The following is an 11,887-nucleotide window of genomic DNA, read 5'->3' on the forward strand; positions in this document are numbered from 1 at the left end:
GGGGATGGGGGGAGTGGAGGCGAGTGGTGTGGGCCGCGCCGTGCCGCGGGACGCGCTCCGGCGTGGTGCGCCGGATCACCGGGCGGCGCGCGTCGGCCGCCCGCGGCCCCGTTCGTATGTCCGTCCGCATCTCAGCGTGGCCCAGCTCGCCCCGACCAGCGAGCGGGAACCCTCGCCGCACCACGCCCGCACACCGCTCCGCCGACCGCGCCGACCCGCTCCCACCTGCGGAAACGTGCGGCGATCGATGGCGATGCCGGGCGCCCCGGCTGTAGGCGATCCGGTGACCCGGGTGCCGGTGAAGCCCCCCGAGCGGGTCGGCGGAGCCCAGGGTGCAGGTCGGCGGAGCCCAGGAAGGGGGTGGGGCTCAGGAAGCAAGTGGGGCTGAGGAAGCAGGTGCGGCGAAGCCCAGGGAGTAGGTGCGGCCCTCGACCCCCCACTCGCCGAACGGCGGCCGTGCCCCGGCGTCGATCGCCCGCAGCGTGGGCCGTCCGATATGGGCCAGCACCAGCCGCCGCACCCCGAGCCGTACGGCCTGGTCCGCGACGCTGCGCACGCTCGCGTGGCCTCCGACGCCGCCCCGGAACCGTATCGGCCGGTCCCAGGCGGCGGCCTCGGCGAACATGAGGTCCGCGCCCGCGGCCCACTCGGGGAACTCCCAGAACTCCGGCGCCCACACCGCGACCGGCCCGCCCGTCTCGATGCGGTAGCCGTACGCGGGATGCGACGTGTGCTCCACCGGCAGGCAGCGCACCCGGACGGTGCCCAGTTCCAGGTCACCGGCCCCGATCCGGACGCCCCGCGCGCTCGCGCGCAGGCCGAGCGCGGACCGCAGCTCCGCCTGCTCGTCGGTGACCAGCCAGCCGGCGAGCCTCCCCGGCGGCGGTTCCGCGCCCGGCCCGCCGTCGAAGGCGGCGCGCTGCCGGGCGCAGCGCAGCAGCAGCCCCGCGGGCGCGAACCGCGGCGAGTTCATCGCGCCCACGCCGAGCAGGGTCAGCCGCAACCGGAGGTTCATCCGCCGCCCGCCTGTCCGGGCCCGTCTCCTGTTCCGGACGTGGTCGTGGGATGCGCCAGCGCCAGTGTGCCGTCGGAGGCCAGGGTGATCCGGACGCCGTCGCTGATGCGGTCGAGGGTCGCCCGCAGCCAGTCGCGGTCCTCGTCCGCCGCGGGCTCCAGCCGCATCCGCCGGGCCTGAAGGGGCACGATCCGCAGGCCGGTGAGCCGCCCCGTGTCCGCGGCCACGGAGACGAGGTGGACGAGCCGGAGGTCGTCTCGGTACTCCTCGTACCCGCCGATGCCCTCGTAGTCGTCGATGAAGTCGCCGCAGCCGTGCAGGATCAACCGATCGCGGTACACCTCCAGGCGCCGAGGGTGGTGCGAGGAGTGACCGTGGACGACATCGACGCCGCCGTCCACCAGGGTGTGCGCGAAGCGGAGCTGATCCCGGGAGATCCGGTATCCCCAGTTGGAGCCCCAGTGCACGGACACGACCGTGATGTCTCCCGGACGCTTCGCCCGCCGCACGTGCCGGACCACCGCGTCGGCCGTGGTCACCGACAGATCGGGGACGTACGCGACACCGGGCGATTCCGCGGTCGCCGCCCAGTCCGGCGGGATGCCGCTGCACCGCGCCCCCAGGGCGAACACCAGCACCCGGCCCCCGCCCGCGACGGGAACCGCCGCGGGCGCGTACGCCTCGTCGGCGTCCCGTCCGGCGCCCACCACGCGCAAGCCCGCGCGGGCCAGCGAGTCGAGCGTCTCCGCCAGGCCCGGGCGGCCGAAGTCCAGCACGTGGTTGTTGGCCAGGACGCACACGTCGGGCCGGGCCACCGTCAGTGCGGGCAGGTTCGCCGGGTGCATCCGGTAGTGGACCGCCTTGCCGTGCGCGAACGCGTCACGCCGGGTCACGGACGTCTCCAGGTTCACGATCCGGGCGTCCGGGGCGGCCTCCTCCAGGACCCGCAGTGCCTCGCCCCACGGCCAGGAAGGGTCGACCGGGGCGGGGATCGGGCCGCTCGCCGACTCCGCGAGCCGGACGTACTCCCGGGCGTCCGCGACGTAGTCCTCCCGCAGTGCCGGATCACCGGGGTGCGCGAGGATCTGGTCGACACCGCGCCCGAGCATCACATCGCCGCACAGGAACAGCGTCACCACGCCGCCGCCCATGTCCCCACAGTAAGGCGGCGCCGGGACGATTCGCCCATGCCCGTTTCCGTATCCGGTAGGGCGGCACCGGCACGGGTACCGCGGACAGGACGGGACAGGACAGAGGCAACGCGAGCGACAGGAGCCGCGGGAGGTCGCGATGGAACTGGTCGAGGAGCGGCCCTGGCGCTTCCGCATCGAACGCCGGGGGCCGATGCGGGTGCCCGGCGTGGTGTTCGCCTCCCGGGACCTCCTCGGCGACGCCGAACAGTCGCTGAAGCAGGTCGTCAACGTGGCCACCCTGCCCGGCATCGTCGGTGCCTCGTACGCCATGCCGGACATCCACTGGGGCTACGGCTTCCCCATCGGCGGGGTGGCCGCGACCGACGTGGACGAGGGCGGTGTCGTCTCGCCCGGCGGGGTCGGTTTCGACATCTCCTGCGGGGTGCGGCTGCTGGCCGCCGACATCGACCGGCGGGCGCTGCGCTCCGCACTGCCCGCCGTCATGGACGGTCTGGACCGGGCGATCCCGCGCGGCGCGGGCCCCGGTGGTGTGTGGCGGCCGACGGGCCACGGGCAACTGGAACGGATCCTTGAGGGCGGCTCCCGGTACGCCGTCGCCGAGGGATACGGCGAGGACCACGACCTGGCCCGCTGCGAGGACGGCGGCGCGGTCGCCGACGCCGATGTGACCCAGGTCGGCGAGCGGGCCCGGGAACGGGGCATACGGCAGGTCGGCAGTCTCGGGTCCGCCAACCACTTCCTGGAGGTGCAGCGGGTCGCCGAGGTGTACGACGAGACGGCCGCCGCCGCGTTCGGACTGGCCCTCGACCAGGTGTGCGTGATGATCCACTGCGGTTCGCGCGGCCTCGGCCACCAGATCTGCACCGACCACGTCAAAACGATGGATCGCGCCATGGCCCGGTACGGCATCACCGTGCCCGACCGGCAGCTGGCCTGTACCCCCGTGGACTCGCCGGAGGGGCGCGCCTACCTGGGCGCGATGGCCGCGGCCGCGAACTACGGGCGCGCGAACCGCCAGGTCCTCTCCGACGCGGCCCGCCGGGTCTTCCGTCGCGCCGCGGGCGCCCGTCTGACGCTGGTGTACGACGTGTCCCACAACCTCGCCAAGATCGAGACCCACGAGGTGGACGGGACGCGGCGCCGACTGTGCGTGCACCGCAAGGGCGCCACCCGCGCCTTCCCGCCCGGGCACCCCGACCTGCCCGAGGACGTCCGGGCGGTCGGCCAGCCCGTCCTGATCCCCGGCACCATGGGCACGGCCTCGTACGTGCTCGCGGGCGTGCCCGGCGGGGGCGCCTTCTTCTCGACCTGCCACGGCGCGGGCCGCGTATGGAGCCGTCACCGGGCCGCGCGCTCCGTCGTCGGCCGGGAACTGGGGGCCCGTCTGGAACGGGACGGCATCGCGGTACGGCCACGGTCCTGGCGCGGCCTGGCCGAGGAGGCCCCGGAGGCGTACAAGGACGTGAGCGCGGTGGTGGCCGCCAGCGAACGGGCCGGGCTGTGCCGCACGGTGGCGCGGCTGGTCCCGCTGGGCGTGGTCAAGGGCTGAGGAGCCGTACCTCGCCGTGCACTCCTCCGCAGACGCCTCGCGGTCTCACGCACCTCAGGCATCGATCGTCACCGCGCACGACCAGCCGTACGGGCCCGGCCCGATGTGCAGTTCGTGCCACGAGACGGCCTTCGGCGCGGCGCCGGTGATCTCCACCGCCGTTAGGTCGGCGACGGCCAGCCGTACGTCGAGACCGTCGTCGGCTTCGTCGGCCGTGTCCACCTCGACGTCCACGGGCACCCTGCCGTGCACCTCCAGCCGGAAGAGGACCTCGTCCAGGAGCGCGGCCAGCAGATTGTCGTCGCTGTCCTCGGTCAGCCGGACCCGCTCCACTGCTGTGGGCCGCACCGCTGAGACGTCGGCGAAGCACTCGACCATGCCCAGCACGGCCTCCGCCAGACAGCGCTCCCGGCTCGCTCCCCAGGCCTCGACGCGGATGTCGGCGGTGTGTGGCACCGTGCGGTGGCCGGGGATGCCCTGCCGCCGTGCCTCCACGTCGTCGTCCGGGTCACCGACCATGGTCGTCGCCGGTTCCCTCGCCGTGGAGCGGGGCGGTGTCGTACGTCCCGTCGGACCCCCGCGGTCTGCGGTGCCGGGGGTGTGCCGCTCCGCTCCCTGCCAGCGCCAGGGCGAGGCCCAGACAGAAGATGAGGGCCAGGGCCAGACCCGAGCAGAAGATCGCGAGGGAGTTCATGGTGGCGATGTACTGGCCGAACATCGTCACGGTGTACTCGGGGCCACCGGACAGGTTGTAGGCGATCACCAGGCCGGTGAAGGCGCCCGAGGCCACGAGGAGGAGCAGTCCGATGATCAGCATCCTGGTCATCTCCTCAGAAGGGTGCGTGAGCGGCGAGTACCCAGAAACGTGAGCAGCGAGCACCCGGAAAACCGTGCCCGTGTCCCTCGCCGTCGACTGCTCAGCGTGCGGGGCCGGGGCCGGCCGGAGCGTAGTGGTGCAGGAACATCTCCACGCCCTGCGAGATCAGCCGGCCGGTGAGATCCGCGTCGAGTTCGGTGCCGTACGTGCTGAAGACCATGTGGGGATACAGCAGCAGTGAGTAGAGCTGGATGATCGCCACCTCCATGTCCGGGATGGCGAGTCGGCCCTTGGCCACGAGTTGCTCAAGGGCGCCGGCGACTGCCGGGTGATGGCGGCCGGGGGCCTGATGCTGCCAGGCGGTGCCGAGGCCGGGGAAGCGGTGGAGTTCGCGGGCGACCAGGTTGCGCATGGCGAGGACGTCGGGGTTGTCACGGACGCCCGCGACCCAGGCACGGGCGGCGTCGGTGAGGGCGGTGTGCAGGTCGTCCGCGTCGGCGAGCTGATCGATGGCGGCCACGAGGGTCCCGCTGAGCGGGGCGTCCAGTGCGCCGGCGATGGCGGCGGTGAACAGGGCCTCCTTGCTGCCGAAGTGGTTGTAGACGGTCACCTTGGACACGCCCGCCCGGGCGGCGATGAGGTCCATTCCGGCCGAGAAACCTTCCTGCAGGAAGGTCTCGCGTGCGGCTGTGATGATCGCCGCCCGCTTCTGCTCGGCTCGCGCTCCGGACGGGGGGCGCTTGACAGGGGCCGCTTGATCCATAACTCCAGCATAGGGCAACTGAACTGTACGGTTGAGTTCGATTCAGATGAACTGTACGGTTCAGTTCATGATTGCTGTTCCTGCCCGCACATCCGCAGAAGTCGCCGCGCTGCCGCCACGCAGGCGGTGGCTGACCCTGGCCGTACTCGGCGTGAGCCTCCTGGTGGTCGGGCTCGACGTCACGGTCCTGAACGTCGCGCTGCCCACACTCGTCCGCGAACTCGGTGCGTCCGCCGGGCAGTTGCAGTGGATCGTCGACATCTACGCGCTGCTGGCGGGCGCGCTGATGCTGTTCTGCGGCGGGCTCGCCGACCGCCTCGGCCGTAAGCGGGTCTTCCTCGCCGGGCTCGTGCTGTTCACGGGGGCCTCGGTGGCCGCCGCCTACGCCGGGTCGGTCACCCAGCTGATCGTGGCGCGGGGTGCGATGGGCATCGGCGAGGCGCTGATCATGCCCGCCACCCTTGCGATCATCGGCAGCGTCTTCACGGACCCGGCCGAGCGCACCAAAGCGATCGGTATCTGGTCGGCGGCCGTCGGTGCCGGCACGGTCATCGGGCCGATGCTCGGAGGCTGGCTTCTCGACCGTTTCTGGTGGGGCTCGGTCTTCCTGGTGAATCTGCCCGTCGGAGTCGCAGGTCTGGTCGCCGCCGTCCTCCTGGTCCCCGCTGCGCCGGGCACGCGAGGGCGTCGGCTGGATCCCCTGGGGGCCTCGATGTCCGTCGCGGGGCCGGCCCTGCTCCTGTGGGCGCTCATCGAGGGGCCGTCGGACGGGTGGACCGATCCGGTGGTGCTCGCTGCCTTCACCGCGGCCTTCGTGCTCATCGCCGCCTTTGTGTGGTGGGAGCTGCGTGCTCCCGGTCCACTGCTTCCCCTGGGAATCTTCCGCCACCGAGGGCTTGCCGTTGGCGCCGTGCTGATCCTGCTCGCGGCCTTCGCGATGATCGGGACGCTCTTCGCTCTCGTTCAGCATCTGCAGTTCAACCTCGGTTACACGGCCGCGCAGACCGGCTGGCGGCTGGGGCCGATGGCGCTGGGGCTCCTGGTGGCCGGGCCATTGGCAGGGGCGCTCGCACAGCGCCTCGGGCCGCGGTACGTCGCGGCCGCCGGACTCGCGCTGGTGGCCGCCGCGTTGACCGTGTTCGCCACGACCGGCCCGGGAGACGGCTACGGGCGGGTTCTGGCCGTCATCGTGCTGCTGGGCGCGGGCGCGGGGTTCGTCATCACCGTCACCTCGGACTCCATCGTGGGCTCGCTTTCGGAGCGGGATCTGGGCGTGGGGTCGGCGACCAACAGCACCGCCATTCAGTTCGGCGCCGCCCTCGGGGTCGCGGTCACCGGCAGCCTGCTGGCCGGTCGATACCGCAGCGAGATCGGCCGGAGCGGCTTGGGCGCGGGCGAGAAAGCCGCCGCGCACGACTCCCTCGGCGCGGCGCTCGCCGTCGCCGAACGACTCCCCGCACAGGCGGGAGCCGCGGTCGCCCGCACTGCGCGCGACGCGTTCACCGCGGGGCTCGGGCCGGCCATGTTCACCGGGGCCGCGATCGCCACGGCCGGTGTCGTCATCGCCCTCGCCTTCGCACCACGCCGTATCCACTCCGACGACTCGGGAGATCCGTCATGAGCCACACACCGGAAGCAGCGCACCCTGATTCCCACCCGCACGGGTCCGGCAACTCGGCCGAACACCCGTACCGGTGGCGTGTGCTGGCCCTGCTCTGCCTCGCCCAGTTCATGCTGATCGCGGACGTGACCGTCATCAACGTCGCGCTCCCGACCATCGGCGAGGACCTGGGTCTCGACGGCTCGGGGCTCACGTGGGTCGTCACCGCCTACACCCTGTTCTTCGGCAGTCTGCTGCTGCTCGGCGGACGTCTCGCCGACGTCGTCGGCAAGCTCCGTGCCTTCCTCGCGGGGCTGACGGTGTTCACCGCCGCGTCCGTGGCCTCCGGGCTGGCGGCCGGCGGCGGGATGCTGATCGCCGCCCGCTCGGCACAGGGCATCGGCGCGGCGCTGATGTCGCCGGCCGCGCTGGCTCTTGTCACGGCCCTGTTCCGCGGGCCCGACCGCAACAAGGCCCTCGGCGTCTGGGCCGCGATCGGTGGTGCCGGATCCGCCGTGGGCGTACTGCTCGGCGGAGTGTTCGTCTCCGGGCCCGGATGGGAGTGGGTGTTCTTCATCAACGTGCCGGTGGGGCTGGTCGCGCTCTTCGGCGTCCCGGCCCTGCTCGGTAACTCCCCTGATCCGGCGGCACCTTCGGGCCTGGCCGGTTCACTCGACCTCGCGGGCGCGCTCACCCTCACGGCCGCGCCCGGCCTGCTCGTCTACGGGTCGGTACAGGCCCGCGACCACGGCTTCGACGCTCCGGGAGCCTGGCTGCCGCTGATCGGCGCCGTGCTGTCGGCCGTCGCCTTCGTGGCGGTCGAACGGCGGGTGCCCGAGCCGCTCGTCCGCCTGGCGATCTTCGCGCGGCGCTCGCTCGTCGGTGGCAGTGTGGTCATGCTGGCCGCCTCCGGACTGCTCATCGCGAGCTTCTTCCTGAGCTCGTTCTACGTCCAGCATGTCCTCGGGTTCAGCGCGTTGAAGACGGGGCTCGTCTTTCTGCCGGTGGCCGTGGCCATCACGCTCGGGGCGCATGTCGCCTCCCACCTCGTGGTACGGCGGGGCTGGCGGCCGGTGGGTTCCGTCGCCTTCGCGCTGACCGCTGTCGGCGCTGCCCTGCTGACCCGCCTGGACGCGGACAGCGGCGTATGGACGGATCTTGTCCCCGGGTTCACGCTGTTGGCGCTCGCACTCGGTACCGCCTTCGTCTGCGCCACCACGGCCGCGATGAACGGCCTGCCGCACCAGGACATGGGGCTGGCCTCCGGCCTGGTCAGTACGGCGCACGAGCTCGGCGCGGCGCTCGGCGTCGCCGTCATCTCGGCCATCGCGGGGGCGAGCCTGGAGGGCGGTGGTGCGGGCGCGGCGGCGGGGACCGGCGGCTTCGACAACGCCTTCACCGCGTGCGCGATCATCGCCGCCGTGGTCGCCGCCCTCGGCGTACTGCTGTTGCCGGTGGGGCGCCCGGACCCGGCACAGGGTCCGGTCACGGCACACTGACGCCGCGCGGCATCGCTGGAGCACGAGAGCCCGGTCGTCCACTGCCTGCCGGGCCCGCCGCTTCAGCGGCCGCGGTACCTGGCCGCCATGGTGTGGAACACCTTCTTCGGTTCCCAGCGGGTCTCGTCGAGCATCCGGACGACGCCGTAGGAGCCGAGGTCGTGGGGTCCGGGCCTGCTGTAGCCGGCGAAGGTGAACCAGAGCGCGGTGTCCACTCCTTCCTCCTCGAAGATGTCCAGCAGATCGGTGAAGCAGCCCACCTGCTCTTCCTCGTCCGGTACCGCGCCGGGCGGCACCTGCCAGGCCATGCCGCCGAGTTCGCCGGCGCCCCGGTACGCGCAGGTTCCGTACTCCGTCACCGCGACGGGCTTGCCGTGGGCGAAGTGCCCGCGCAGTTCCTCCCGGAAGCCGTCGGCGTTGTAGGCGGCCCGGTAGGCGTCGATGCCGACGACGTCGAACGGACGCCAGTCGACGAACTCCCAGGGAGCGGAGGCGTAAGTGACCCGCCCGCCGAAGTGCGTGCGGACCGTCGTGGCGACTTGGGGGAGGAAGTCGTTGAAGCGCTCCTGCACCGGGCCCAGGGAGGACCACCATTCCATGTCGGCCGCGGCCATCGTCCGCAGGCGGTCGCCGTAGGTGTAGCCCGGGATGAAGCCGCCGCAGAAGGCGGTGATCTCGCATCCGGCGACGAACACCACCTCGGCGCTGGACTGTCGTACGGCTTCGGCCCGACGGGCGCAGTCGGCGAAGAACGGCAGCAACCGGTCGGGGGGAACGTCCGCGGGGAGAACGTCCACGGGGAAAGGAGCGAACCGGACTTCGAGTCCGGGGTTGGGGAACATCGGTACAGCCGTTAACACTAAGCACTTGATCATGGTCAGCTCGTCGTGATCCATTAGCACGAGCGATCCGTTTCGCGTGGGTCTTCGGTGGAAGATTCACGGTCGCTCACGGTCAGGTGGTTACGTCCGCCGCATGTCAGTGGAGTTCTTATCTGACGATCAGGCCGCGTCGTACGGGAAGTTCTACGAGGAGCCGACCCGGCCGGAGCTGGAGCGGTTCTTCTACCTCGACGACGAGGACCGCAAGCTGATCGCGAAGCGGCGCGGGGACCACAACCGGCTCGGGTTCGCGCTGCAGATGTGCACGGTGCGCTTCATCGGCCGGTGCCTGCCGGATGATCCGCTCGATGTGCCGTGGGTGGTGATTGAGCACATCGCCGAGCAGCTCGGCATCGAGGACGTCTCGTGCGTCAAGGCGTACACCGAGCGCAAGCCGACGGCGTACGAGCACGCGTGGGAGATCCGGGACGCGTACGAGTATCACGAGTACGACGACCCGGAGTGGGGGCGGAAGTTCCGGACGTTCCTGCACGGGCGGGCGTGGACCGCGCATTCGGAGGGGTCGAAGGCTCTGTTCGACTATGCGGTGGGCTGGCTGCGTAAGAACCGGGTGCTGCTGCCCGGTGTTTCCGTGCTGGCGCGGGAGGTGTCCGAGGTCCGCACGATCGCGGATAAGCGCCTGCACACCATGGTCGCCAGGGCGGCCTGGCGGGCGGACCCGTCGCTGCCCGCTGACCTGGTGGCGCTGTTGGAGACGCCGGAGGGCAGGCGGTACTCGTACCTGGAGACCTTCCGCCGCCCGCCGACGAAGACGACCGGTACGGCGATGAAGCGGGCGCTGGAGCGGGTGGACGAGATCGCGGTGTACCGGCTGGGGCGGGTGAAACTGGACAAGCTCCCGCCGAACCGGCTCGCCGCGCTGGCACGCTACGGCCTGGGGTCTAAGCCGACGAGCCTGGAGCGGGCCCCGGAGCCGAAGCGCACCGCGATGCTGACCGCGGTGATGCGGCACCTGGAGGCCAAGGCCATCGACGACGCGCTGGAGCTGTTCACGGTGCTGATGTCGACCAAGCTGCTCAGCACCGCGAAACGGCTCACGAACAAGGAACGCCTCTCCACCCTGCCGCAGCTGGAGAAGGCGTCCCGCATCACGGCCCGCATCTCGAAGGTGTTCATGGAAGAGCTGGAGCACATCGAGGAGACCGGCAAGGCGGTGGACGCTGCCACGATGTGGAAGGCCCTGGAGGAGGTCGCGCCGAGGGCCCAGCTGTGGAGCGCGGCCACCACGGTGGCGAGCCTGGTCCCGGAGGGCGACGACTCGGCGGAGATCGCGATCCGCGAGGCGCTGGCCAACCGCTACAACACGGTGCGCCCGTTCCTGTCGCTGCTCGGAGACACCAAGATGCTCGGCGCCGCCCCGGCCGGGGAGCGGGTCCTGGAGGCAGTCAAGGGCCTGCCCGCACTCAACCGGCGCCAGGTGACGAAGAAGCCGCTGCTCAAGCGGGAGGTCGACGACAAGGTGGTGCCGGCGTACTGGCGCAAGGCGGTGTACGCGAACAAGGACCTGCCACAGGGCGCGGTGGACCGCGACGCCTATGTGGTGTGCGTGCTGGAGCAACTGCACCGGGCGCTGGTCAGCCGCAACGTCTTCGCTTCCCCCTCGCACCGCTTCTCCAACCCGCGCGCCCGGCTGCTGGACGGCAAGCCGTGGCTGGCGGTGCGCGAGGACGTACTGGCCGGCCTGAGCCTGGAGGCGCCCGTCGAGGAGCATCTGGCAGAGCTGGTGCGGGTGCTGGACGCGGCGTGGAAGCAGATGGCCGAACGCCTCGAAGAGGCCGGCGCCGATGCGAAGGTCAGCATCGAGGTGCAGCCCAACGGCCGGGCCAAGCTCAACGTGGACGCGCTCGGGGCGCTCGGGGTACCCAAATCGCTGGCCTGGCTGCGGCGCCGGGTGGAGAAGATGCTCCCGAAGATCGACCTGCCGGACCTGTTGTTCGAGGTGCACTCCTGGACCGGGTTCCTGGACGCCTTCGTGCACCTGGGCGACGGCAAGACCCGCATGAAGGACCTCACCACTTCGGTTGTCGCGCTCCTGGTGAGCGAGGCGTGCAACATCGGCATGACCCCGGTGACCAACCCCGGCCACGAGGCGCTGACCCGCTCCCGGCTGGTCCACGTCGACCAGTACTACCTGCGTAGCGACACCATCGCCGCGGCCAACGCCGCCCTGATCGAGGCCCAGGCGAAGGTGCCGATCGTGGCGCACTGGGGCAACGGGCTGCTCGCCTCCGTCGACGGACTGCGCTTTGTCGTCCCGGTCCGGTCCATCAGCACCGCCCCGAACCCGAAGTACTTCGGGTTCAAGCGCGGCATCACCTGGCTGAACGCCGTCAACGACCAGGTGTTCGGGATCGGGCAGATGGTGGTGCCGGGTACGCCCCGCGACTCCCTGCACATCCTGGACGCCCTGCTGAACCTGGACGGCGGGGTGAAGCCGGAGATGGTCGCCACCGACAATGCCTCGTATTTAGTTACCTGGACACCTCAGCTTCCGTTGGGAGTTGGGGGCGGCCGTCGAGGCCGTCAGATGCGATGGCCGCGGGGGTGTCCGTGCGAGTTCAGCAGCGGTGTCTGGAAGACGGCTCGAC

At 71.4% G+C, this 11,887-nt stretch carries 10 protein-coding genes; 4 read left to right on the forward strand and 6 right to left on the reverse strand.

Features of this window, described 5'->3' with window-relative positions; translation table 11 throughout:
- Window positions 1-367 precede the first annotated feature (367 nt).
- Window positions 368-1,015, reverse strand: a complete 648-nt coding sequence (locus FPZ41_RS40025; protein ID WP_152868948.1) for an MBL fold metallo-hydrolase — start codon at window positions 1,013-1,015, stop codon at window positions 368-370.
- A complete protein-coding gene (locus tag FPZ41_RS40030) occupies window positions 1,012-2,166 on the reverse strand; it encodes a CapA family protein (protein ID WP_152868950.1) in 1,155 nt (384 codons plus the stop codon). Before FPZ41_RS40030 ends, FPZ41_RS40025 begins: the two co-directional genes overlap by 4 nt.
- A 139-nt stretch (window positions 2,167-2,305) precedes the next feature.
- Here FPZ41_RS40030 and FPZ41_RS40035 point away from each other — a divergent pair, with 139 nt between their 5' ends.
- Complete coding sequence (locus tag FPZ41_RS40035) at window positions 2,306-3,718, forward strand: RtcB family protein (protein WP_152868952.1); 1,413 nt, start codon at window positions 2,306-2,308, stop codon at window positions 3,716-3,718.
- 54 nt (window positions 3,719-3,772) lie between these two features.
- Here the strand turns inward: FPZ41_RS40035 and FPZ41_RS40040 are convergent, their stop codons facing one another.
- The 3 genes from FPZ41_RS40040 to FPZ41_RS40050 form a co-directional block, all read right to left on the reverse strand.
- Window positions 3,773-4,237 carry an archease gene (locus tag FPZ41_RS40040; RefSeq protein ID WP_152868954.1) on the reverse strand — a complete coding sequence of 155 codons (465 nt, stop codon included), beginning with the start codon at window positions 4,235-4,237 and terminating at the stop codon, window positions 3,773-3,775.
- A complete protein-coding gene (locus tag FPZ41_RS40045; RefSeq protein ID WP_228023314.1) occupies window positions 4,227-4,535 on the reverse strand; it encodes a hypothetical protein in 309 nt (102 codons plus the stop codon). The genes FPZ41_RS40040 and FPZ41_RS40045 overlap by 11 nt, the downstream gene beginning before the upstream one ends.
- A gap of 100 nt (window positions 4,536-4,635) precedes the next feature.
- Window positions 4,636-5,298, reverse strand: coding sequence for a TetR/AcrR family transcriptional regulator (locus FPZ41_RS40050; RefSeq protein WP_152868956.1), 663 nt, complete (start codon window positions 5,296-5,298; stop codon window positions 4,636-4,638).
- A gap of 67 nt (window positions 5,299-5,365) precedes the next feature.
- Here FPZ41_RS40050 and FPZ41_RS40055 point away from each other — a divergent pair, with 67 nt between their 5' ends.
- Together FPZ41_RS40055 and FPZ41_RS40060 are read left to right on the forward strand one after the other, a co-directional pair.
- Window positions 5,366-6,919 carry a DHA2 family efflux MFS transporter permease subunit gene (locus FPZ41_RS40055; protein WP_194236388.1) on the forward strand — a complete coding sequence of 518 codons (1,554 nt, stop codon included), beginning with the start codon at window positions 5,366-5,368 and terminating at the stop codon, window positions 6,917-6,919.
- Complete coding sequence (locus tag FPZ41_RS40060; protein WP_152868960.1) at window positions 6,916-8,397, forward strand: MFS transporter; 1,482 nt, start codon at window positions 6,916-6,918, stop codon at window positions 8,395-8,397. The genes FPZ41_RS40055 and FPZ41_RS40060 overlap by 4 nt, the downstream gene beginning before the upstream one ends.
- A gap of 62 nt (window positions 8,398-8,459) precedes the next feature.
- Here FPZ41_RS40060 and FPZ41_RS40065 read toward each other — a convergent pair whose 3' ends face one another.
- Entirely contained in the window at window positions 8,460-9,194 is a 735-nt protein-coding gene (locus tag FPZ41_RS40065; protein WP_228023315.1) for a hypothetical protein, read from the reverse strand.
- 178 nt (window positions 9,195-9,372) lie between these two features.
- Between FPZ41_RS40065 and FPZ41_RS40070 the strand changes: the two genes are divergently transcribed.
- The coding region (locus tag FPZ41_RS40070) for a Tn3 family transposase (RefSeq protein WP_228023317.1) at window positions 9,373-11,887 on the forward strand (2,515 nt) is incomplete at its 3' end.

Origin of the sequence: Streptomyces acidicola (assembly GCF_009377235.1) — a bacterium.
GTDB classification, from domain to species: Bacteria; Actinomycetota; Actinomycetes; order Streptomycetales; family Streptomycetaceae; genus Streptomyces; species Streptomyces acidicola.